Genomic DNA, 21,952 nt, shown 5'->3' with positions numbered 1-21,952 from the left:
TTTGTTATCTGTAGGACTTATCCTTTTCTCATGAGCGATAACTCTATGCACACGAAGATTAAAACGCAGATGTGAACATGAGGGCGTGAAACAAATACACGCCCCCATTGATTCACACGTCAATCAAGGACTGACTTCTTCACAAAATTTACCTTCGTTATTGACCAGGAATACGGCGTGAATGGCAGGTGTCGATTCCGGTAGAACGCTGGAGATTGCGTAGGTCAGTTTGCCCCAGCCTGCTGATACAGGTTTCAGATGAGTTGCGTATACGCCGATTTCGAACACCATATCTTTAACCGGATCCGGAACCGGTTGGTCAACAACTTGCACGCGGGTTCCCGGAATAGGAACGGTAGCGTTTTCATCCGAGAACCCTTCCCAAGTCAAAGTCACTGTGCGCCCGACAACCATTGAAGGACTTTGCGGCACAGTCACTTTGAGGTTGCGTCGAGTAGTACCATCCCCATTCGGCGGGAAGTTCAATGTCTGGCAGGAAATCCGGTTCCTTACCAGATCACTTACCACCGGGGCCGGCAAGTCGATTTTTGTGATGTCTACAACAACATCCTGTTCTTTCGAAAATACCGGGTTGTTCCCGCCAATCCGGGAAAGTTTCCACTTGATCTTGATAGTTGCGTTTTGTTTCAACTCGATAACACTCCATGGCACCACAACAGGCCCCAGTTCCGTTCCCTCATCGCCAGGCTGCAACAGGATATCCGGCGTTAACGCTACATCGTCATAAAACACGGTGACTGACAGCGCGGTTTCGGCAGGAGGAGCGTCATAGAGTTGTACGAAGATTTCCGCATCCTTGCCATGGTCGTTATCGTCGAGGATGTTATCGACGCCTTGAGAAGAAACCAGTCGTGGCAAATCAAAGTTCGGGTTGACGTCGCTCGGCTCATCGGGATTGTCGGGGCCATCCTGGAAGATATCGACTTCGATATCGGTGTCTTCCGTGGCAATCGGCGCGCCAGCTCCCCGGAACATTTCGTAACGGACATTAGTTGGGACAGGCACGTCAGTGACACCGTATTCTGCTTTGATGATTGCGTAATCCACCGGAAAGACCAGCGTCGTATTGGTGCCCACAAGCTGCTCGGAATCTGCTTGCGTTTTGCCCCAATATACCCGGATGGAGTCGGAAGGCGCGCTGGGCTGGGGAACGGGCACTTCGACAGTGACCCCAAGCATGCAATCCGCCACATCAATCAGGGTATCGCCATCCGTGCCATCTGCCAGCGGAACACCAGGTTTCTCCGGCACAGGGGGAGCAAGGTGCCGGACCACTCGCGTGTTTTGTCTTGACCTGTGACTGATATTGCCCACCAGATCCTTGACTATGAATCTCAGCTCATTCACCCCATCCTTCAGAGCATTGAGAATACTGAGAGGAATGTTGATTAGCCCGCTCGCCGGAACAGTCACATCTCGCAGAACGGGTGTGGCATAGGCCGGATCGTTCGAGATGCCAAAGTAGATATCACAAACGTCTGTCGCTTCGGCATTGAACGTTGCGAGCGTGATTCTGACGTCGATACCGCCAGGGTGGGCGCCCAGATAGGCATCATCGATCTCCTGACTGGGTGGCAAATCTGCGGGGAAATTGATCGCGGGTGGCGACAGGTCCGAGGCTGGTGACTTGATCTGGTAAGGCTTGGTCTTGTCGATGCGGTATTGGGTGATATCGGCGTCAGTCGGGTTAGCGCCTCCGGCATAGATGATGTATTCAAGGTCATATTCGGTGGGCGTTTCCGGTGTTGGCAACTCTACAAGTCGGGCCAGTGGTATCGCGAGCGGCAGGGGCCAGGTGCGATTGGCAATTGGACCCAGAGGATGATCGAGTAAAAGCGTGATAGGGGTTGTACTACCATTGACGTATAGATTGACGTCCAGCGTATCGTTCGCGAATTCGTCAGGCGGCTGAGGAATCGTATACGGCAGGTTTGCATTCAACTTCGAAATCGGAATACGCCCATCTCCAGGAATTCTGTCGGCAATAGTGGCACCGGGCAAATTCGATGGGCCGTTACCTTGCAACCGAACCTGTTTGTTGAAGGCAGTATTTCTTACTCTGGTGTTCATGACGTGATCTCCGTTTCTCATGCATAAAGGCACCTTATCCGGCGAGACGCGAAAGTCGGTGCTAGGGTTTGACGCTTTGTACCAATACCTTCAAGGACCGCACGGCAAGTTTTCACCGGGAATTATCCGGTCAATCTTGACCACTCCACTGTTTGAGGACCCGATCAATCTGAAGCCACGATAAATTGAATAACCGGCCTTGCCCGATGCATCCTTTTTCATCGGTTCTATATGCGGCACAAATGGCTCTACCGTGATAGAGAAGCCGACAGCAATTTCCTGAGCACTCAACAATGTTTTATCGATTCGTTTGTAAGTACCCGGGATGACAGTTCCACTGCCATTCAGAGTTGAATAACCGGACCATTCCACTGCACAGACATCACCAATCTGACAAAAAGCTGGCAGTGGCGGTACCTTGACCTCAATCCCGTTCCAGACTGGAGGGTTGGAACTGCAATTGAGATACCCCCATATATTGGCTGCGGGGAAATCCGGCGCGGGCAGATTGACCGGAACGGGAGTGTGATCGATGGTTAAAGTTCGAGAAGCAGAGTAAGCGGGATTACCTACAAAGTTTTGTGTCTCATAAGACAACTCCACGATGCCATCATTGATCAGAAACTCTGGACCAATGGGAATAATGATCTCGGGCGCTGTAATAGGCGATGTATAAGTCGTTGTAGAAATAAACTCGACAACACCGTTTCGTGTCAGTCGAACAATCAGAGTGTCTTGCTCTCCGGGTGGGGACTGTTGCGGCCATACAGGAATAATGACCTCAATACCATTCTGCAGGAGATCAGGCGGAATGTTCCCGGCAGGATCGCTTTCCGGGATACCACGAACCTGCGGAGCGTCATAGACGAGAATATTGTCAGGCATGTCATTCCCCGTTGATTTCCAGAGTGGTACTGGAATCAATTAGGCGCCAATTCTCGGCATCGACCAACTGTCAGATCTGACAGGTAAAACTACCGTCTGTCAGATTTCTTCTGATCACTCGCCGCATATCCCTGTTGACGTAGCGCGGCTGATGAGGTTTCCTGAAACCGGTTTCACAGTATAAAAACAAGGCCCGCCTACATGAACGACTTCTCCGCCGCCCAGCGCAGCCGCGTGACCATGCTTGATGTCGCCGAACGCGCCGGCGTCTCCAAGGCCAGCGTCTCGCGCTTTATCGGCGACGACCGCGCCCTGCTCTCCGAAGCTATTGCCCTGCGTATCGAGCAAGCGATCAGTGAGCTGGGTTATCGCCCGAACCAGATGGCCCGTGGCCTGAAACGCGGGCGCACCCGCCTGATCGGCATGCTGGTGGCCGATATCCGCAACCCTTATTCTATTGCCGTGATGCACGGGGTGGAAACCGCCTGCCGTGCGCACGGTTACAGCCTGGTGGTATGCAACACCGACCGCGACGATGAGCAGGAGCGCCAAAATTTGGCGCTGTTGCGCTCGTACAACATCGAAGGGCTGATCGTGAACACCCTCGGCCATCACCGTGAAGAACTCCACGAACTGCACCGCGAGATGCCGTTGGTACTGGTGGACCGCAAGGTGGAAGGCCTGGACAGCGACATGGTCGGGCTGAACAACCCGCAAGCCATCGAGATGGCGCTGGAGCATCTTCAGCATCGTGGCTATTGCGATGTGCTGCTGGTAACCGAACCGTATGACGGCACCAGTTCGCGGATCGAGCGAGTCAGCAGTTTTCAGGCGCAAATTGCCCGGCGCTCCGGGTTGACCGGCGCCGTACTGGAAACCGACGACGCACTCGCCACTCATCTGCAAACCTTTTTAAACACACCAGCGACCGGACCTAAAGCCCTGTTCTGCGCCAACGGCGTGGCGGCGCTGGCCTGCACCCTGGCCTTGCGCGAAATCGGTTGCCGGTTGTTCGAGGATGTCGGGCTGATTGCCCTGGATGATCTGGATTGGTACCCGTTGGTGGGCAGCGGGATTACCGCCCTCGCCCAGCCGACGGGCGAGATTGGCGCGCGGGCGTTTGAGTGTTTGCTCAAGCGTTTGCGGGGGGATGTCGAGGTAGCGCGCAGGGTGGATTTTGCGCCGGTGTTGGTTGAGCGGGGTTCTACCAGAAGGATTGGTGGTGTTTGAGCTGACGCCTTCGCTGGCAAGCCAGCTCCCACAGGGTTTTGTGGTGTCAATGCAATCTATCCAGCCCCCCAGAAAATTGTGGGAGCTGGCTTGCCAGCGATGAGGCCCGAAAGGCCATCACAGAACCACCTGATTTTTTTTTGAACAAAAATGAAACCGGTTTCAGAGGTAGATAACAATGAATAAACCTGCCGTTTCCATCAGCCTGTCCAGCTACGGCGCCGAGCTCGTGCGCCAGCGTGGCCAGGCGTTCTTCATCGATGTGCTGGCCGCTGCTGGCGCTGATCGCATCGAGTGGCGCGAAGAGTTGCTGACCCGCGAAGTGCCGGAGCAACTGAACGCCGCCACCCAGGCGCAGGGCCTGCAAAGCATCTATTCGTCGCCGAGCGAACTGTGGCTCGCCGGGCAGGCACGGCCCAATCCCGAGCTGATCAGCGCCCTGCAACATGCAGAGGCGTTTGGCTCAAAATGGCTGAAAGTCTCGCTCGGTTACTTCACCGACAATTGTGATCTGCAGGTGTTGAAGCAACTGCTCGGCAACAGCCCGGTGCAACTGCTGGTGGAAAACGATCAGACCTTGCATGGCGGCCGCATCGAACCGTTCCAGCGCTTTTTCGCGGCGGTGGAGCAGCATGATTTGCCGATCAAGATGACCTTCGATATCGGCAACTGGCAGTGGCAAGACCAGTCCGCCGCTAACGCCGCACGCCTGCTCGGACGGCATGTCGGCTACGTGCACTGCAAAGCCGTGGCCCGCCGCGCCGACGGCAAACTGGTCGCCGTGCCGCCCGCCGTCAGCGACCTGCATTTGTGGGAACAACTGCTGCGGCACATGGCCCAAGGCGTTATGCGTGCCGCCGAATACCCGTTGCAGGGCGATGATCTAGTGGCACTGACCACCGAACATGTCGCCGCCCTCGCCCGCCTCGGCCAATCGCGCCTGGAGCCTGCCCATGTCTGATCTCGATATTTTGTCGTTCGGCGAAACCATGGCGATGCTGGTTGCCGAACAGGCCGGTGATCTGGCTGCCGTCGAGCACTTTCACAAACGCATTGCCGGCGCCGACAGCAATGTGGCGATCGGCCTGTCGCGCCTGGGTTTCAATGTGGCGTGGCTGAGCCGGGTCGGCGCCGATTCCCTCGGACGCTTCGTGGTCCAGACCTTGATCGAGGAAGGTCTGGATTGCAGTCACGTCGCAGTCGACAGCGCGCACCCGACCGGTTTCCAGTTCAAGTCGCGTAACGACGATGGCAGTGACCCGCAGGTCGAGTATTTCCGCCGTGGCTCGGCGGCCAGTCATCTGTCACCGCTGTCGATCAGTGACAGCCTGCTGAGCGCCCGCCACCTGCATGCCACCGGGATTCCACCGGCACTGTCGGCGAGCGCCCGGGAAATGTCTTGCGAGCTGATGACGCGCATGCGCCATGCCGGGCGCAGCGTGTCGTTCGACCCCAATTTGCGCCCAAGCCTGTGGGCCAGCGAGCAAGAGATGATCCGCGAGATCAACCGCTTGGCCGCCCTCGCCCACTGGGTGCTGCCGGGCTTGAGCGAAGGTCGCTTGCTGACCGGATTCGAAGATCCGGCGGATATCGCGGCGTTTTATCTCGATCAGGGTGCCGAAGCCGTAGCGATCAAACTCGGGCCGCAAGGTGCCTATTACCGCACGCAACTGGATCAGGGTTTTGTCGCCGGGGTACCGGTGGCCAACGTGGTCGACACCGTGGGTGCGGGTGATGGCTTTGCGGTCGGCATGATCAGTGCCCTGCTGGAGCATCAGAGTTTTGCCGAGGCGGTGCAGCGCGCCAACTGGATTGGCAGTCGGGCGGTGCAGAGTCGTGGGGATATGGAGGGGTTGCCGACCCGGTGCGAGCTCTCCAGCGAATTCGAGGCCGCCATCGCTGGCAAGCCAGCTCCCACAGGGTTCGGCGGTGGGAATGCAATAGTCGACTTACCCGAGATACCTGTGGGAGCTGGCTTGCCAGCGATGAGGCCCGCTCAGACAACCGATTAATTGAACCTGCTGCGACAAAAACAACAAGCTCAGGAGCACCACCATGAAAACTGCAACCCTCGCCGCCCGCCGCTGGTGGTACATCATGCCGATCGTGTTCATCACTTACAGCCTGGCGTATCTGGATCGCGCCAACTACGGCTTTGCCGCCGCCTCCGGCATGGCTGCCGACCTGATGATCACCCCGGGCCTGTCTTCATTGCTGGGGGCATTGTTCTTCCTCGGCTACTTTTTCTTCCAGGTGCCCGGGGCGATCTACGCGCAAAAGCACAGCGTGAAAAAACTGATCTTCTTCAGCCTGATTTTCTGGGGTGGGCTCGCCACCCTGACCGGGGTCGTCTCCAACGCCTACTGGCTGATCGTGATTCGCTTCATGCTCGGCGTGGTCGAAGCCGCAGTGATGCCGGCGATGCTGGTTTACCTGTGCCACTGGTTCACCCGCGCCGAACGCTCGCGGGCCAACACCTTCCTGATCCTCGGCAACCCGGTAACCATGCTGTGGATGTCGGTAGTCTCGGGTTATCTGGTGCAGCACTTCAGCTGGCGCTGGATGTTCATCATCGAAGGCTTGCCGGCGGTGATCTGGGCGTTTATCTGGTGGAAACTGGCCGATGATCGTCCGGCTCAGGCCAAGTGGCTGAGCGAACAGGAAAAGCACGATCTGGAAAGCGCCCTTGCCGCCGAACAGGTCGGGATCAAAGCGGTGAAGAACTACGCCGAAGCCTTCCGCTCGCCCAAGGTGATCATTCTGGCGCTGCAGTTTTTCTGCTGGAGCATCGGCGTCTACGGCTTTGTGCTGTGGCTGCCGTCGATCCTCAAGGCTGGCGCGCAAATGGACATGATCGAGGCCGGCTGGCTGTCGGCGCTGCCGTATCTGGCGGCGGTGATCGGCATGCTCGCAGTGTCGTGGGGCTCGGACAAACTGCAAAAACGCAAACGCTTCGTCTGGCCGCCGCTGCTGATCGCGTCCATTGCGTTCTACGGCTCCTACGCCTTGGGCGCAGAACATTTCTGGTGGTCGTACGCGCTGCTGGTGATCGCCGGAGCGTGCATGTACGCGCCTTACGGGCCGTTTTTCGCCATCGTTCCGGAGATCCTGCCGGCCAACGTTGCTGGCGGCGCGATGGCGCTGATCAACAGCATGGGCGCGCTCGGTTCGTTCGGCGGCTCGTACCTGGTCGGTTACCTGAACAGCTCCACCGGCTCGCCCGGTGCCTCGTACCTGCTGATGAGCGGCGCGTTGCTGCTGTCGGTGGTGCTGACGATTTTTCTCAAGCCCGGCGCCAGTGATCGCGTCGTGGCCAAAGCCGTAGTCACTCGTCCCGTGCCGGCGCATTCCTGAAGAGATTTTGCCCATGAAAAAGCAAGTCGTGCTGTACAAGAAACTCTCGCCGGCGCTGATGACGCGCCTGCAACAACACTGTGACGTGACGCTGATCGAAAGCCTCGACGCCAACGGTCTGATGAGGCTGCGCGACGCCCTGCCCGGCGCCCACGGTTTGCTCGGCGCCAGCCTGAAACTCGACGCCGCATTGCTCGATCTGGCGCCGCAACTGCAGGTGATCGCCAGCGTCTCGGTGGGTGTCGACAACTACGACATCGACTACCTGAGCCGGCGCAAGATCCTGCTCAGCAACACCCCGGACGTGCTCACCGAAACCACCGCCGACACCGGTTTTGCGCTGATTCTCGCCACGGCCCGGCGCGTGGTGGAACTGGCGAACATGGTGCGCAGCGGCCAGTGGCACCGCAACATCGGCCCGGCGCATTTTGGCACCGATGTGCATGGCAAGACCCTGGGCATTATCGGCATGGGGCGCATCGGCGAGGCGCTGGCCCAGCGTGGGCATTTCGGCTTTGGCATGCCTGTGCTTTATCACAGTCAGTCGCGCAAACCGGCGGTCGAGGCGCGTTTCGATGCACAGTACCGTAGCCTTGAGGCACTGCTGCAAGAGGCGGATTTCATCTGTCTGACACTGCCGCTGACGGCGCAGACCGAAGGCTTGATCGGCGCCGAGCAGTTTGCGTTGATGCGCCCCGAGAGCATCTTCATCAATATCTCGCGCGGCAAAGTGGTGGATGAAGCGGCGCTGATCGACGCGCTGCGCCATCAGCGGATTCGTGCGGCGGGGTTGGATGTGTTCGAGCGAGAACCGCTGAATCATGACTCGCCGTTGTTGCAGTTGAACAATGTGGTGGCGACGCCGCATATGGGCTCGGCGACGCATGAGACGCGGGAGGCGATGGCGAGCTGTGCGGTGAAGAATCTGTTGCAGGCTTTGGCTGGGGAGAAGCCTGCAAACCTGGTGAATTCGGCGGTTTGGCAGGGCTGAAAAATGTGCTGAATGGCAGATTGCATTCTGCGAGCAAGCCCGCTCCCACAGGGTTTGGTGTGTACAGATAACATTATGTACACACCCATCCACTGTGGGAGCGGGCTTGCTCGCGAAGAGGCCAGTTCAGGCAACACAACACTGTCAGGCACTACGCGCCTGCAACAGCTGCACCGCACACAGCGCAATCCGCGCACAGGCATCGGCCAGCTTCACCCGGTCAAGCACCAGTCCGATGCGAATATGCCCCGCCGCGCTAGGCCCAAACGCCTCCCCTGCCAGCACCGACACCCCGTAATCTTCCAGCAACCGCTCGGCAAACGCCTGCGCGCCAAACCCGGTCTGGCGCACATCGACCATCACGAACATCCCGCCATCCGGGCGAATCGGCTGCAACCCCGGACAACCGCGCAAGCGTTCGCACACCAGATCACGGCGCAAGCGGTATTCCTCACGCATCTGCGCCACTTCCGGCAGATCGCTTTCCAGCGCGACTTGCGCCGCTTTCTGGACGAAATCCGGCAATCCGAACAGCATGCTCAACGACAGGTTGACCAAATGCTCAGCCAGCACTTTCGGCCCGATCGACCAGCCGACCCGCCAGCCGCTCATGGCATGGGATTTCGACAGGCTGTTGATGGTCGCCGTGCGTTCGGCCATGCCCGGCAGACTCGCCGGGCTGACGTGTTCGCCTTCGTACAGCAGATCGCTGTAAACCTCGTCGCTGATCAGCCACAAATCGTGGCGTACGCAGAGCGCCGCCAGTTCTTGCCAGATAAGCAGGGAAAGGCTCGCGCCGGAAGGATTGTTGGGACTGTTGAGCAACATGGCGCGGGTTTTCGGGGTAATCCGCGCCGCGACATCCGCCGGGTCAACGCGAAAGCCGTTCTCCGGCCGCACGGGCACCGGCACCACCGTCGCGCCGCACGCCCCGAACACACCTTCATAGGTCACGTACATCGGCTCGGCGACGATCACTTCATCGCCAGGGTCCAACAGGCATTGGGCCACCGAATACACCGCGCATTGCGCACCGGGCAGCACGATCACGTGCTCGGCATCCACCTCCTGACCGCTGCGGCGCTGGTGGCGAGCGGCGATCAGCTTGCGCAACGCCGAGCGGCCCCGCACCTCGGAATAATGTGTATCGCCCGCCAGCAGGCTGTCGATCGCGCCGTGGATGATCGGCAGCGGCGTATCAAAATCCGGATCACCCACGCTCAGCAGCAGGATATCGACACCCTCGGCGCGCAACTCCAGGGCTCGGTCATGAATCTGCCAGGCCGCTGCTCCTTCCCCGGCGATTCGTTGGGTCAAGGCTGAATAGCGCATGCACGTCTCCTGATTGCGCGGTTTCCAGCCTTCACCCTATCTCAAATCACAAAACGCGCCACCATGGCGTTCAAATCCACCGCCAGGCGCGACAGCTCATGGGTGGCGGCGCTGGTCTGGTTGGCCCCGGCGGCCGATTGCGTAGCCAGGTCACGGATGTTGACCAGATTGCGGTCGACTTCGCGGGACACCTGCGCCTGTTCTTCCGAGGCACTGGCAATGACCAGGTTACGCTCGTTGATCTGATGGATCGACTGGGTAATCTGCTCCAGCGCGACACCGGCGGCGCGGGCCATTTCCAGGGTGGTCTGGGTGCGCTGATTGCTTTGCTGCATCGACGAAACCGCTTCGCCGGTGCCGTTCTGAATGCCGGCAACCATTTTTTCGATTTCCTGAGTCGATTGCGCCGTGCGATGGGCCAAGGCGCGCACCTCGTCCGCCACCACCGCAAACCCGCGCCCGGCTTCACCGGCACGTGCCGCTTCAATGGCTGCGTTGAGGGCCAGCAGGTTGGTCTGCTCGGCGATGGCGCGAATCACGTCGAGCACCTTGCCGATGTCGCGACCCTGCGCGGCCAGGCCTTCGATCATCTGCGAGGTGTTCTGCACGTCGTGGGTCATGGTCTGGATCGCGTCGACGGTTTTCACCACTTGATCGCGACCTTCGCGGGCGGCCTGGGTCGACTGGTTCGACGCTTCGGAAGTCGACACGGCGTTACGCGCCACTTCTTCCACGGCAGCGGTCATTTCGTTGACGGCGGTGGCCGCCTGTTCGATTTCGTTGTTCTGCTGTTGCAGGCCACGGGAGGCCTCCTCGGTGACAGCGCTCAACTCTTCGGCCGCGGCGCCGAGTTGGGTGGCGGAACCGGCGATCTGTTCGATGGTTTTGCGCAGGTTGGTCTGCATCGTGGCCAGCGCCTGTAGCAACTGCGTGGCTTCATCCTTGCCGTCGACTTCGATGGTTTTGCTCAAGTTGCCGCCGGCGATGGTTTGCGCCGCCTGTACTGCACGGTTCAGCGGGGTGACGATGCTGCGGGTCAGCAGCAGTGCCAGCAGTACCGTGGCAAGCGCCGCGACAACGGCAACAATGACGATCCCGGTAATGGCGCTGTCGTAATGCTCACCGGCCTGAGCGGAGGCGACTTTCGCACCGGCGGCGTTGATCGCGATCAGTTTGTTGAGCTGCTCGCCCATCTGGTCGGTACCGTCCTTGATGCGCGTGTTGATCAGCGTGCGCATCTCATCGACCTTGTCCTGACGCGACAGCTCCATCATCTGGTTTTGCGCTTGCAGGTAGTTATCGAGCGTCGTCGCGAAAGCCTGATACAAGGCACGTTCATCGGTCTCTGCCGGCAGTGCCGCGTAACTCGCCTGAGCGCTGCGCACCTTGTCCACCAGCACGCCGATACGCGTTTGCGCTTCTTGCAGACCGGCAGGGTCGCGGTTGACCAGAATGCGGAACGACAGAATCCGCAGGCGCAGAACGTTTTCCGTCACCACACCAAGGTACGTGACGCTGGGCAGTTGGTTGGTCTCCATGTCGATAGAGGCCTGGCGAATGGTCGACATGCGATTGACGGCGAACACGCCAAGGACGATCACCAGCAAGGCGATAAAGGCAAAACCGAGGAAGGCACGGGGCGCGATATTCAGGTTACGCAAGGACATGGTTAGACTCTCGGATAGAGGTAACTGCTAGCGTCCTTGCCGTCATCACTGGACCTTGGGCGGGTTCAGTCCGGCGTCACTGTTCGAGGGAATCTGTGTGCGCCTGATCTCTGTATCGGCCAGGCTTTAGGAAGGTTTCGTGTAAAGCGGAAATATTTTTCAGAGTGTTTCAGCAGTGAAACACCTTTGCAGCTTGCCCTCCTGTGGTGAGGGGATGAATCCCCGCTCGGCTACGCTGCAGTCGCAGAATCTGAAGACTGGTTTTTAGCGAAAACGCGGGGGGCTGCTTCGCAACCCATCGGGGATGAATCCCCTCACCACAATGTTTTCAGTGCGTCAGATATTGCGTTTGGCCATCTGCCAGACCCGGGCGATGTCAGTCGCCCGTTCGCGCAACAAACGCGGCGCCTCGGCGCAGGCCTGTTCGAGGGTCATCGGGCCGCTGGTCACGGCGAATGCCGCATCGATGCCGTGCTCGTAGAGTTCCTGATAACCCTCGCCCAGCGTGCCCGCAATGACGATCACTGGCACACCGTGCTGTTTGGCGACCCGCGCGACACCGAACGGGGTCTTGCCGCGCAAGGTCTGCGCGTCGAAGCGGCCTTCGCCGGTGATCAGCAGATCGGCGCCGTTGACCGCGTCTGCCAGCCCCACCAGTTCCGCCACCACTTCGACGCCAGCCTGAAATTGCGCACCGAGAAACGCCTTGGCAGCAAAGCCCAAGCCGCCTGCCGCGCCGCTGCCCGACTCGTCGCGAACGTCCCTGCCCAGCGCTTGCGCACAAAGTTCGGCGAAGTGCCCCAGTGCCTGATCCAGTTGCTGCACCTGAGCCGGTGACGCGCCTTTTTGCGGGCCGAAAATCGCCGAGGCACCGTGCACGCCGCACAGCGGATTGTTGACGTCGGCCGCGATGTCGAAGCGCACCCGGGCCAGACGTGGATCAAGCTCGCTCAGATCCAGACGCGCCAGTTGCGCCAACGCCAGACCGCCCGGCACCAGTGCCTGACCTTGGGCATCGAGCAACTTCACCCCGAGCGCCTGCATGGCCCCGGCGCCGCCATCGTTGGTGGCGCTGCCGCCAATTGCCAGAATCACCCGTTGCGCGCCGGCATCCAGCGCGGCGCGAATCAGTTCACCGGTGCCGAACGTGCTGCTGATGCAGGCATCACGCTGCCCCGTAGGTACCAATTGCAGGCCACTGGCCTCGGCCATTTCGATGATCGCGGTGTGGTTGTGCGGCAACCAGCCCCACGCGGCGTCGACGGGTGTGCCCAGCGGGCCACGCACCCGGGTGCGGCGCAACTGGCCTTCGCAGGCGGCCAGAATCGACTCCACCGTCCCCTCGCCGCCGTCGGCCATCGGGCATTTGACCAGCGTGGCGTGCGGCCAGACTTGCGCCAGGCCCAGCGCAATGGCCTCGGCAACGCCTTGGGCACTCAGGCTGTCCTTGAACGAATCGGGGGCGATGACGATCTTCATGCGAATTCTCCAGTTGCAATGCCCTTCATGCTGCCAGTCGGCCTGCGCATTGACGCCTGTCCGCTGCACAAGCGGGGCGGGCGTTTATTGTTCATTTCTACAAAAGCCTGGAATTGACGTTGTATGTTGCGGCCCTATCGCGAGCAGGCTCACTCCTACAGGGAACGCATTTCAAATGTAGGCCTTCGCCTGCTCGCGATGGCGTCTCAGAAAACACCCGATCAGCTCGGATCAGTCTGCGGTAACAACTGCACCCCAAGGTACAACGCCAGCATCCCGTCCAGCCGCAGAGGATCCACGCCGCTGATCTCGGCAATCCGCTCCATGCGGTAACGCAGGCTGTTGCGATGAATGCCCAGCGCGTCGGCACACGCCTGGCTTTGCCCGTCGTGTTCACACCAACTGCGCAGCGTCGCGAGCAACTGGCCGTTAGCGTCCTTGGCGATGACCTTGCGCAACGGTTTGAGCAACTCGTCCAGCGCATCATCATTGCGATGACGCCAGAGCATCACCGGCAAACGATAGCGATTGAGCGTCAGCAAACGTGAGTGCGGCAACACGTCCCGGCCATAGGCGAGCAGATCGCCGACCCGCCGATAACAACGGCGCAACCCGGCCAGCCCTTCCGCCTGCCCACCGACGGCGATGCGCAGAATATTCCAGCCGAGGCCGTCGAGCTTTTCCAGCAGGCGATCATGTTCAACGGCCTGACTCGCCGGACGGCACCACAGCAGCGATGACTTGGCCGAACTCACGCACCAGCTGTCCGGGTAACGCGTCGTCAGCCAGGCGCTCAAGGCGTCGACGGTTTGCCCCGGGCCGTGTTCCAGACCCAGTTCGAACAGATACGGCACCCGGGTCAATTGCGGTTTGAGCCCCAGTTGCTGCGCTTCATCGACCAGACGCGGCGAGTCCCCCGCTTCACTCAGCAACAATGCCAGCAGGTCATCGCAACGCTGGCGCCGCCATTGCTGCTCGGCTTGCTGGTTGCGCTGGCCGACCAGCATTTCCGCGGTCATGCGCACCAGTTCGGCGTAAGTGCGCAGTTGCTCCGGCTCGCCAGTAATGCCGAGCACGCCGATCAACCGCTGATCGAGCATCAGCGGCAGGTTGATGCCCGGCTGCACGCCTTTCAAATGCACCGCCGTCTGCGCGTCGATCTCGACCACCCGACCGTTGGCCAGCACCAGTTGCGCGCCCTCGTGGCGGGTGTTGATGCGCTCCGGCTCGCCACTGCCGAGGATCAGGCCCTGGCTGTCCATGACGTTGACGTTGTAGGGCAAAATGGCCATGGCCCGGTCAACGATATCCTGAGCGAGGTCGTGATCGAGTTCGAACATGATCGGCAAAATCCTTAAGCAACGGCGGCGGACGGTTGTTCACCCGCACAGGGTCTGGCGGCAAACCCTGTGCTCAGGCACAAAGACAATCCGGCCACAGGTGGCCGAGACTCTCAGGGCGATCAACGTTAACCTGTGCATCGCAAAAAATCATAATAAAGAGAGAGCCGCTATGTCGCAGAGCGCCGCAGCTACCCAGACCATCGATGACGGTAAAAACGCCGTCTACAAACGCATCACGCTGCGTTTGATCCCCTTCATCTTCATCTGCTACCTGTTCAACTACCTCGACCGGGTCAACGTTGGATTCGCCAAACTGCAGATGCTCGACGCGCTGAAGTTCAGTGAAACCGTGTACGGCCTCGGCGCCGGTATCTTCTTCATCGGCTACGTGCTGTGCGGCGTACCGAGCAACCTGGCCCTGACCAGGTTCGGCCCGCGGCGCTGGATCGCGCTGATGATGATCACCTGGGGCACGCTGTCGACCTGCTTGCTGTTCGTCACCACCCCGACTGAGTTTTATACCCTGCGGCTGTTTACCGGTGCGGCCGAAGCCGGGTTCTTCCCGGGCGTTGTGCTCTATCTCTCGCAGTGGTTCCCGACCTTTCGCCGTGGCCGGATCATGGCGCTGTTCATGTCAGCGATCCCGGTGTCCGGCCTGCTCGGCAGCCCGTTTTCCGGCTGGATCCTCAATCACTTCGCTGCGGGCCAAGGTGGCCTCGCTGGCTGGCAGTGGATGTTCCTGCTGCAAGGCATTCCGACTGTAATCCTCGGTGCACTCGCCTACTTCCTGCTCAGCGACAACTTCGCCAACGCCAAATGGCTGACCCCGCACGAGCGTTCGGTGCTGGAAGCGGATCAGGCTGAAGACCTGGCGAACAAACCGAAAACCACTTCCGATTCGCTGCTCGCGGTGTTCAAGAACCCGGCGATCTGGGCTTTCGGCCTGATCTACTTCTGCATCCAGAGCGGTGTGTACGCGATCAACTTCTGGCTGCCGTCGATCATCAAGAACCTCGGTTTCAGCGACAACCTGGTGATTGGCTGGTTGAGTGCGATTCCGTACCTGCTGGCAGCGGTGTTCATGCTGGTGGTCGGGCGTTCGGCGGACTTGCGCAAAGAACGCCGCTGGCATTTGGTGGTGCCGATGTTGATGGGCGCTGTCGGCCTGCTGATTGCGGTGAACTTCGCGGCCAACCCGGCGATTGCGATTCTCGGTCTGACCATTGCGACCATGGGCGCGTTGACCGGTTTGCCAATGTTCTGGCCGGTGCCAACTGCCATGTTGAGCGCGGGTGCGGCGGCGGGTGGTCTGGCGCTGATCAACTCCATGGGCCAGATGGCGGGTTTCCTCAGCCCGTACCTGGTCGGCTGGGTCAAGGACAGCACCGGTTCGACCGATGCGGCGTTGTACCTGCTGGCAGCGGTGATTGTTGGCGGGAGCTTGCTGGCGCTGCGCATGACGCGCACGTTGCGGGCGTAATCAGGCTTGATCGGGACGCAGTGCGTGCCCGGGGCTACATTCCCACGCAGAGCGTCACTAGTGTCCGGTAAAAACCCAAGGGGGAGCTTGCTCCCCCTTGCTGTGCCTGCTTCGTAAGCAATAATCAGGTTTTCAGACTCGATTTTCGCCCATGTTCAGCAGCACTCGATTTTTGCAATTGCTTCAATCCCCTCCTCATCAGCTCTTCAAAGCATCCGTCAAACTGGGCGCTGGCCGGGCATGGTATAGCCTACAAGGCATGGCTGGACGTCGCCGAAGACGTGCGCGCCGGGCGCCTGCTGACGCTGTTCAATGACTGGCAAGGCGAGAGCGTGCCGTTCAATCTGCTGTGCCCGCATCGGGTGCAGGTGTCCGAGCGGGTGCGGGTGTTGCAGGCATTTTTGCAGGCGCGTTGCGCGTTACTCAGCCAATAATTCACTTTGCCGCACTGGACGCTTCTGGTATTTGATTGGAGTTTTCCCACCGACAAAAGGATTTCGGCATGAGCTATCGCACACTGGGTCACTCGGGGTTGCAGGTGTCCACCCTCACCCTCGGCACGATGATGTTCGGCGAGCAGACCAGCGCAGAAGACTCGCTGCGCATCATCGACAAGGCCTGGGATCAGGGCATCAATTTCATCGACACTGCCGACGTCTACACCAATGGCCGTTCGGAAGAGATCGTCGGTGAGGCGATTGCCCGTCACCGGCATGAATGGGTGCTGGCAACCAAAGTCGGTTTCGGCCCGGTGGACGCTGTGCCGAACCGCAGCGGTTTGAGCCGCAAGCACATTTTCAACGGCTTGGAGGCTAGCCTGACGCGCCTCGGTACCGACTACCTCGACATCTACTACCTGCACCGCGAAGACCACAACACGCCGCTGGAAGTCACCGTGTCGGCGATTGGCGACCTGATTCGCCAAGGCAAGATTCGTTACTGGGGCCTGTCGAACTATCGCGGCTGGCGGATTGCCGAAGTGATTCGCATCGCGGACAAACTCGGTGTCGACCGCCCGGTGATCAGCCAGCCGCTGTACAACATCGTCAACCGCCAGGCCGAGACCGAGCAGATCACCGCCGCGCAAACCTACGGCCTCGGCGTGGTGCCTTACAGCCCGCTGGCCCGTGGCGTGCTCAGCGGCAAGTACGCACCGGACGTGACCCCGGACGCCAACAGCCGCGCCGGGCGTCAGGACAAGCGGATTCTGGAGACTGAATGGCGCGTGGAGTCGTTGCGCATTGCCCAGCAGATTCAGCAATACACAAAAGAGCGTGGAGTCGGGATTGTCGAATTCGCGATTGCCTGGGTGCTGAACAACAGCGCGGTGACTTCGGCGATCGTCGGGCCACGCACCGAACAACAGTGGGACGCGTACACCAAGGCGCAGGCGGTGAAGATCACGGCCGAGGATGAAGCGTTTATCGATTCGCTGGTGACGCCGGGGCATGCGTCGACACCGGGGTTCAATGATGTGAGCCATTTTGTGTCGGGCCGTAAACCGCACCAAGGCTAAAAGCTTCGCGAGCAAGCCCGCTCCCACAGGGAATCATTGGCGATGCACACGTTGTATTCGACACAGATCCACTGTGGGAGCGGGCTTGCTCGCGAAAGCACTGGAATAGTCACTAAAGATGTGGGGCCTGCTTCCCTCTCGCGAGCGGACCGAATGATCGTACCGTCGCTCCCAGCGGTTTTGTGCTTATCTTCAAGATGTTGGGAATATTGATCACTCGACCAATATTCAGCACAAAAACCACGTATTCTGCGCGCCCTGTTTGATCACCCACCCGCGAGGACAGTTTGTCTAAAGGTATCGCTTTATCGGTTTCAGCCTCGGTGCTGTTTGCCGTCATGTATTACTACACCTCGCTGCTCACCCCGTTGAGTGGCGTGGAGATCTTTGGCTGGCGGATGCTGCTGACCGTGCCGTGCATGACCGTGTTCATGCTGGTCTCCGGAGAATGGCGGCGGGTGCTGCAGTTGCTGCGGCGGGTGGCCGGATATCCGAAGCTGATCGGCGGCCTGATCGTGTCCGCGGCGTTGCTCGGCGTGCAGCTGTGGCTGTTCATGTGGGCGCCGCTCAACGGTTACAGCCTCGACGTGTCACTGGGCTATTTCCTGCTGCCACTGGCAATGGTGCTGACCGGGCGTATCGCTTACGGCGACAGCCTGTCGTACCTGCAAAAAATCGCGGTGTTGTTTGCAACCCTCGGCGTGGCCAACGAGTTGTATCGGGTCGGCGGATTTTCCTGGGCGACCCTGGTGGTCGTGGTCGGCTATCCGTTGTACTTCGTGCTGCGCAAACGCCTGAAGACCGATCACCTCGGCGGCTTGTGGGTCGACATGACGTTGATGCTGCCGGTGGCGTACTGGTTCGTGCAGGGGGGCGAGCAAGGCTTTGGCGTGTTCGATCAGTACCCGGGCCTGCTGTGGCTGATTCCGCTGCTCGGCCTGATCAGTGCATCGGCGCTGGTGGTGTACATCATTGCCAGCCGCTTGTTGCCGTTCAGCCTGTTCGGCCTGCTCAGCTATGTCGAGCCGGTGTTGCTGCTCGGTGTGGCGCTGTTGCTCGGTGAAAGCATCAAGGCCGGCGAATGGTTGACCTACATTCCGATCTGGCTGGCGGTGGTGGTACTGGTGTTTGAAGGCTTCAAGCACCTGATGCGGCAACGCAGACCTTAAACCCGACACAAAAAAATGTAGGAGTGAGCCTGCTCGCGATTGCGTTTATTCAGTCACCAACATTGCTGGATTTGAAAACGCTATCGCGAGCAGGCTCACTCCTACAGTGTTTATCGGTGTGGTGGATTACTCGGTAGCGAGCACACCACGACGCACCTGGTCACGCTCGATCGATTCGAACAGGGCCTTGAAGTTGCCTTCGCCGAAACCATCATCGCCCTTGCGCTGGATGAATTCGAAGAACACCGGGCCCATCAGGGTTTCCGAGAAGATCTGCAGCAGCAGGCGCTTGTCGTCCGGGTTCGACGAACCGTCGAGCAGAATGCCGCGCGATTGCAGTTGATCAACCGGTTCGCCGTGATTCGGCAGACGGCCTTCGAGCATTTCGTAGTAGGTGTCCGGCGGCGCGGTCATGAAGCGCATGCCGATCTTCTTCAACTGATCCCAGGTCTTGATCAGGTCGTCAGTGAGGAATGCCACGTGCTGGATGCCTTCGCCGTTGAACTGCATCAGGAACTCTTCGATCTGCCCGGCGCCCTTGGACGATTCCTCGTTCAGCGGGATGCGGATCATGCCGTCCGGTGCGGTCATCGCTTTCGAGGTCAGGCCGGTGTATTCGCCCTTGATGTCGAAATAGCGGATCTCGCGGAAGTTGAACAGCTTCTCGTAGAAATTGGCCCAGTAGGCCATGCGGCCGCGGTACACGTTATGGGTCAGGTGGTCGATGATCTTCAGGCCGGCACCCACCGGGTTGCGGTCAACGCCTTCGATGAACACGAAGTCGATGTCGTAGATCGAGCTGCCTTCACCGAAACGGTCGATCAGGTACAGCGGCGCGCCGCCGATGCCTTTGATCGCCGGCAGGTTCAGCTCCATCGGGCCGGTTTCGATGTGGATGGGCTGAGCGCCAAGTTCCAGGGCACGGCTGTAGGCTTTCTGCGAATCCTTGACGCGGAACGCCATGCCGCACACTGACGGGCCATGCTCGGCGGCAAAGTACGAAGCGACGCTGTTGGGTTCGTTGTTGAGGATCAGGTTGATCGCGCCCTGACGGTACAAGTGCACGTTCTTGGAGCGGTGGGTCGCGACTTTGGTGAAGCCCATGATCTCGAAGATCGGCTCCAGGGTCCCAGGAGTCGGCGATGCGAACTCGATGAACTCAAAGCCCATCAGGCCCATTGGGTTTTCGTATAAATCGGTCATGGTGACGCCTCATCATTCTTATCAATTAACCAGAGTTATTTGTCAGTAATGCTGAGACCGGCGGGAGGTGCGCAGGAGATGCCTCGCACACTGCGGGCGAGGAAGTCACCATAGATCAGTTGAAACCCGAATATCTTCATTGTCGACCCAAGGCTCTTGCGGGCGAGGCTTCTGCTGCCAGAAGACGATTATTATTGTATGCGTAACCCGATTCTACACAGCGTAAATAGGGTTGTCTGCCCTCTCTATAAAATCCGCCTTTTTGGCGCCGGCGCAAGGGGTTTGTTGCACAGGTAAATCCCCGCCAGCACCAGGCCGCCGCCCAGGCACAGGGTCAATGTCAGTTGTTCGCCGAGCAGCAGCGCGCCGAGCAGCACTGCGGTCAACGGATTCAAAGCAATGAACACACCGGAACGGGTCGCGCCGATTTTGCGGATGCCGTCGTAGTAGCCGATGTAGGCCATCGCCGAGCCGAGTACGCCGAGGTAGATCAGGCTCAGCCATTGTGGCGTGCCGAGGTTGATCAAGGCTGCCCCGCTCACCTCGCCACGCAGCGTCGCCAGCGCCCACAGCATCACTGTGCCGATCAACACGGAAAACGTCACGGTCTGCAATGGGCCGAGGGACTGGTTCAGGCCTCGGGAGAACAGCGAGTAGACACCCCAACCCACTACGCAGCCGAGAATCAACAGATCACCGATCCACGCATCAGGCGTCGAGGCGAGCAATAGCGGGTTGCGGCTGACAATCACCAGGCTGGCGCCGGCGATGCAGAGCGCGATGCCGACCACTTTCAGCCGTCCCAGACGTTCTTTGAACAGCAGCCACGAAGCCAGGCCGATCACCGCTGGATTCAACGCGACAATCAACGAGGCACGCGAAGCGTTGATGTAATGCAGGCCATAAAAGAAGCACAGGTTGTAGAAGAAGATCCCGAAGAACCCCAGCAGCGTCAGTTGCAGCCATTGCCGGGGCGTCGGCCGCGCAAGCGGAATTCGCGCCAGCCACAGAAACCCCAGCAGCGCCGCACTGGCCAGCAGGAAGCGCAGACTGGCGGCAAACAAAGGGCTGAGGCTGCCCGCCAGAAAACGCCCGGCGACAAAGGTCCCACCCCAAATCATGGTCACTGCCGCCAAGGTCAGGTAAACCGGGCGATCGGAAACTGTTGCGTGAGTTTGCTCGACGTTGCGCATGACACTCCAAACGAAAGCAACTGAAGGATGGCGTATCATTCACCTCATTCCTTGTCATCGTAAAATGAGCAAATACTCATGACCCTCACTCAACTGGAGATCTTTTCACTGGTCGCTGAACTGCGTGGTTTCACCCTCGCCGCCCATCGCCTGGGGATTTCGCAGTCAGCAGTGTCGCACGCGATGAAATCGCTGGAGCAGGAACTGGGCGTCGAGCTGCTACGCCGCCATCAGTCGCCAGTCGAACTCACCGACATCGGCGAGCAATTACTGCAGCGCGCGCGGGCCATGCTCGGCCTGGCCAACACCTTGCGCCAGGAAGCGGCCGACGCGCGCGGCATGAAAAGCGGCACGTTGCGTATTGGCTCGTTCGGCCCGACGTCGTCAATCAAGTTGCTGCCGCAGATTCTGCAGCGCTATCGCGAGGCGCATCCGGGCATCGAAGTGCACATTGATGAAGGGCCAGACCGGCAGATAGTCCAGTGGCTGGAGGAGCGGCGAATCGACATCGGTTTTGTGGTGTTGCCCGAGGAACGCTTCGACACCTTTGCTCTGGCCGCAGACCAGATGGTTGCGCTGCTGCCGCTCGATCATCCATTGGCCGCGTCCCCCGCATTGAGCCTCAGGGACCTGTGCGCCGATCCGTTTGTGCTGACCGAAGCGGGCTCTTGCGAGCTGGTTTCGCGCTTGTTCAATGCCGCGCGCCTGCAACCGAACATCCGTTACCGCTGCTCGCAACTGCTCAGTACGCTGGACGTTGTCGGCCGGGGAGACGCAATCACTGTCGTCGCCGAAGGCTCGTTGCCGAATGAAGGCACACCGCGCTACGTGAAGAAGCCGCTGTTGCCGGCAGTGCAACGGCAGATCGGCCTCGCGGTCCTCGATCAGCGCCAGGCATCGCCGGCCACCCTGGCCTTTATCGAACTGGCGACGCGGATCCACCGACCGTGAGCAGCACAAGCGCCAACGGCCATCTATCATCCCTTCTGACTCCGCTGATTTTCACAGGCGCGCCGTTG

At 59.7% G+C, this 21,952-nt stretch carries 17 protein-coding genes and 1 pseudogene; 10 read left to right on the top strand and 8 right to left on the bottom strand.

Going from position 1 to position 21,952, the window contains the following annotated elements; translation table 11 throughout:
* Positions 1-123 precede the first annotated feature (123 nt).
* Both PseAD21_RS07690 and PseAD21_RS29455 read right to left on the bottom strand, forming a co-directional pair.
* Positions 124-2,091 carry a hypothetical protein gene (locus PseAD21_RS07690; protein WP_102355173.1) on the bottom strand — a complete coding sequence of 656 codons (1,968 nt, stop codon included), beginning with the start codon at positions 2,089-2,091 and terminating at the stop codon, positions 124-126.
* Positions 2,092-2,181: 90 nt separating this feature from the next.
* Positions 2,182-2,976 (bottom strand): hypothetical protein, encoded by a 795-nt coding sequence (locus PseAD21_RS29455; RefSeq protein WP_146011268.1) that lies wholly within the window; start codon positions 2,974-2,976, stop codon positions 2,182-2,184.
* A gap of 201 nt (positions 2,977-3,177) precedes the next feature.
* Between PseAD21_RS29455 and PseAD21_RS07685 the strand changes: the two genes are divergently transcribed.
* The 5 genes from PseAD21_RS07685 (at position 3,178) to PseAD21_RS07665 (ending at position 8,551) form a co-directional block, all read left to right on the top strand.
* The gene (locus tag PseAD21_RS07685; RefSeq protein ID WP_102355172.1) at positions 3,178-4,206 is read left to right on the top strand and encodes a LacI family DNA-binding transcriptional regulator; all 1,029 of its coding nucleotides are present in this window, start codon (positions 3,178-3,180) and stop codon (positions 4,204-4,206) included.
* 178 nt (positions 4,207-4,384) lie between these two features.
* Positions 4,385-5,167: a sugar phosphate isomerase/epimerase gene (locus PseAD21_RS07680; RefSeq protein WP_102355171.1), complete on the top strand. Its 783-nt coding sequence runs from the start codon at positions 4,385-4,387 to the stop codon at positions 5,165-5,167.
* Positions 5,160-6,218 (top strand): sugar kinase, encoded by a 1,059-nt coding sequence (locus PseAD21_RS07675; protein WP_102355170.1) that lies wholly within the window; start codon positions 5,160-5,162, stop codon positions 6,216-6,218. The genes PseAD21_RS07680 and PseAD21_RS07675 overlap by 8 nt, the downstream gene beginning before the upstream one ends.
* A gap of 43 nt (positions 6,219-6,261) precedes the next feature.
* Positions 6,262-7,560, top strand: coding sequence for an MFS transporter (locus PseAD21_RS07670; RefSeq protein WP_102355169.1), 1,299 nt, complete (start codon positions 6,262-6,264; stop codon positions 7,558-7,560).
* A gap of 13 nt (positions 7,561-7,573) precedes the next feature.
* Positions 7,574-8,551: a D-glycerate dehydrogenase gene (locus tag PseAD21_RS07665; RefSeq protein WP_102355168.1), complete on the top strand. Its 978-nt coding sequence runs from the start codon at positions 7,574-7,576 to the stop codon at positions 8,549-8,551.
* 144 nt (positions 8,552-8,695) lie between these two features.
* Here PseAD21_RS07665 and PseAD21_RS07660 read toward each other — a convergent pair whose 3' ends face one another.
* The 4 genes from PseAD21_RS07660 to PseAD21_RS07645 form a co-directional block, all read right to left on the bottom strand.
* Positions 8,696-9,883: a pyridoxal phosphate-dependent aminotransferase gene (locus PseAD21_RS07660; RefSeq protein ID WP_102355167.1), complete on the bottom strand. Its 1,188-nt coding sequence runs from the start codon at positions 9,881-9,883 to the stop codon at positions 8,696-8,698.
* Between the two features lie 41 nt (positions 9,884-9,924).
* Positions 9,925-11,550, bottom strand: coding sequence for a methyl-accepting chemotaxis protein (locus PseAD21_RS07655; RefSeq protein WP_102355166.1), 1,626 nt, complete (start codon positions 11,548-11,550; stop codon positions 9,925-9,927).
* Between the two features lie 336 nt (positions 11,551-11,886).
* Positions 11,887-13,029, bottom strand: a complete 1,143-nt coding sequence (locus tag PseAD21_RS07650; RefSeq protein WP_102355165.1) for a glycerate kinase — start codon at positions 13,027-13,029, stop codon at positions 11,887-11,889.
* A gap of 221 nt (positions 13,030-13,250) precedes the next feature.
* Complete coding sequence (locus PseAD21_RS07645; protein ID WP_102355164.1) at positions 13,251-14,369, bottom strand: sugar diacid recognition domain-containing protein; 1,119 nt, start codon at positions 14,367-14,369, stop codon at positions 13,251-13,253.
* A 172-nt stretch (positions 14,370-14,541) separates the two neighbouring features.
* Between PseAD21_RS07645 and PseAD21_RS07640 the strand changes: the two genes are divergently transcribed.
* The 4 genes and pseudogenes from PseAD21_RS07640 (at position 14,542) to rarD (ending at position 18,537) form a co-directional block, all read left to right on the top strand.
* Positions 14,542-15,852, top strand: coding sequence for an MFS transporter (locus tag PseAD21_RS07640; RefSeq protein WP_102355163.1), 1,311 nt, complete (start codon positions 14,542-14,544; stop codon positions 15,850-15,852).
* A 224-nt stretch (positions 15,853-16,076) separates the two neighbouring features.
* Positions 16,077-16,286 (top strand): annotated as a pseudogene (locus PseAD21_RS07635) (LysR family transcriptional regulator); the annotation flags it as partial.
* 68 nt (positions 16,287-16,354) lie between these two features.
* Complete coding sequence (locus PseAD21_RS07630) at positions 16,355-17,368, top strand: aldo/keto reductase (RefSeq protein ID WP_102355162.1); 1,014 nt, start codon at positions 16,355-16,357, stop codon at positions 17,366-17,368.
* A 287-nt stretch (positions 17,369-17,655) separates the two neighbouring features.
* On the top strand, positions 17,656-18,537 hold the full coding sequence (gene rarD, locus PseAD21_RS07625) for an EamA family transporter RarD (protein ID WP_102355161.1): 882 nt from the start codon (positions 17,656-17,658) through the stop codon (positions 18,535-18,537).
* 126 nt (positions 18,538-18,663) lie between these two features.
* Here rarD and hppD read toward each other — a convergent pair whose 3' ends face one another.
* Both hppD and PseAD21_RS07615 read right to left on the bottom strand, forming a co-directional pair.
* Positions 18,664-19,740 (bottom strand): 4-hydroxyphenylpyruvate dioxygenase, encoded by a 1,077-nt coding sequence (hppD, locus tag PseAD21_RS07620; protein WP_102355160.1) that lies wholly within the window; start codon positions 19,738-19,740, stop codon positions 18,664-18,666.
* A gap of 245 nt (positions 19,741-19,985) precedes the next feature.
* Positions 19,986-20,933 (bottom strand): DMT family transporter, encoded by a 948-nt coding sequence (locus PseAD21_RS07615; protein ID WP_102355159.1) that lies wholly within the window; start codon positions 20,931-20,933, stop codon positions 19,986-19,988.
* Between the two features lie 78 nt (positions 20,934-21,011).
* On the opposite strand from PseAD21_RS07615, the gene PseAD21_RS07610 reads away from it, so the two are divergent.
* Positions 21,012-21,884 carry a LysR family transcriptional regulator gene (locus PseAD21_RS07610; protein ID WP_102355158.1) on the top strand — a complete coding sequence of 291 codons (873 nt, stop codon included), beginning with the start codon at positions 21,012-21,014 and terminating at the stop codon, positions 21,882-21,884.
* The last annotated feature ends 68 nt before the right edge of the window (positions 21,885-21,952 follow it).

Origin of the sequence: Pseudomonas sp. AD21 (assembly GCF_002878485.1) — a bacterium.
Lineage (GTDB): Bacteria > Pseudomonadota > Gammaproteobacteria > Pseudomonadales > Pseudomonadaceae > Aquipseudomonas.
Note: the sequence above shows the minus strand (reverse complement) of the source record. Positions and strands in the feature narration are given on the sequence as shown.

Coding starts and splice junctions, on each gene's coding strand:
- PseAD21_RS07690 (WP_102355173.1), bottom strand. CDS start 2,091: ATGAACACCAGAGTAAGAAATACTGCCTTCAACAAACAGGTTCGGTTG.
- PseAD21_RS29455 (WP_146011268.1), bottom strand. CDS start 2,976: ATGCCTGACAATATTCTCGTCTATGACGCTCCGCAGGTTCGTGGTATC.
- PseAD21_RS07685 (WP_102355172.1), top strand. CDS start 3,178: ATGAACGACTTCTCCGCCGCCCAGCGCAGCCGCGTGACCATGCTTGAT.
- PseAD21_RS07680 (WP_102355171.1), top strand. CDS start 4,385: ATGAATAAACCTGCCGTTTCCATCAGCCTGTCCAGCTACGGCGCCGAG.
- PseAD21_RS07675 (WP_102355170.1), top strand. CDS start 5,160: ATGTCTGATCTCGATATTTTGTCGTTCGGCGAAACCATGGCGATGCTG.
- PseAD21_RS07670 (WP_102355169.1), top strand. CDS start 6,262: ATGAAAACTGCAACCCTCGCCGCCCGCCGCTGGTGGTACATCATGCCG.
- PseAD21_RS07665 (WP_102355168.1), top strand. CDS start 7,574: ATGAAAAAGCAAGTCGTGCTGTACAAGAAACTCTCGCCGGCGCTGATG.
- PseAD21_RS07660 (WP_102355167.1), bottom strand. CDS start 9,883: ATGCGCTATTCAGCCTTGACCCAACGAATCGCCGGGGAAGGAGCAGCG.
- PseAD21_RS07655 (WP_102355166.1), bottom strand. CDS start 11,550: ATGTCCTTGCGTAACCTGAATATCGCGCCCCGTGCCTTCCTCGGTTTT.
- PseAD21_RS07650 (WP_102355165.1), bottom strand. CDS start 13,029: ATGAAGATCGTCATCGCCCCCGATTCGTTCAAGGACAGCCTGAGTGCC.
- PseAD21_RS07645 (WP_102355164.1), bottom strand. CDS start 14,369: ATGTTCGAACTCGATCACGACCTCGCTCAGGATATCGTTGACCGGGCC.
- PseAD21_RS07640 (WP_102355163.1), top strand. CDS start 14,542: ATGTCGCAGAGCGCCGCAGCTACCCAGACCATCGATGACGGTAAAAAC.
- PseAD21_RS07630 (WP_102355162.1), top strand. CDS start 16,355: ATGAGCTATCGCACACTGGGTCACTCGGGGTTGCAGGTGTCCACCCTC.
- hppD (WP_102355160.1), bottom strand. CDS start 19,740: ATGACCGATTTATACGAAAACCCAATGGGCCTGATGGGCTTTGAGTTC.
- PseAD21_RS07615 (WP_102355159.1), bottom strand. CDS start 20,933: ATGCGCAACGTCGAGCAAACTCACGCAACAGTTTCCGATCGCCCGGTT.
- PseAD21_RS07610 (WP_102355158.1), top strand. CDS start 21,012: ATGACCCTCACTCAACTGGAGATCTTTTCACTGGTCGCTGAACTGCGT.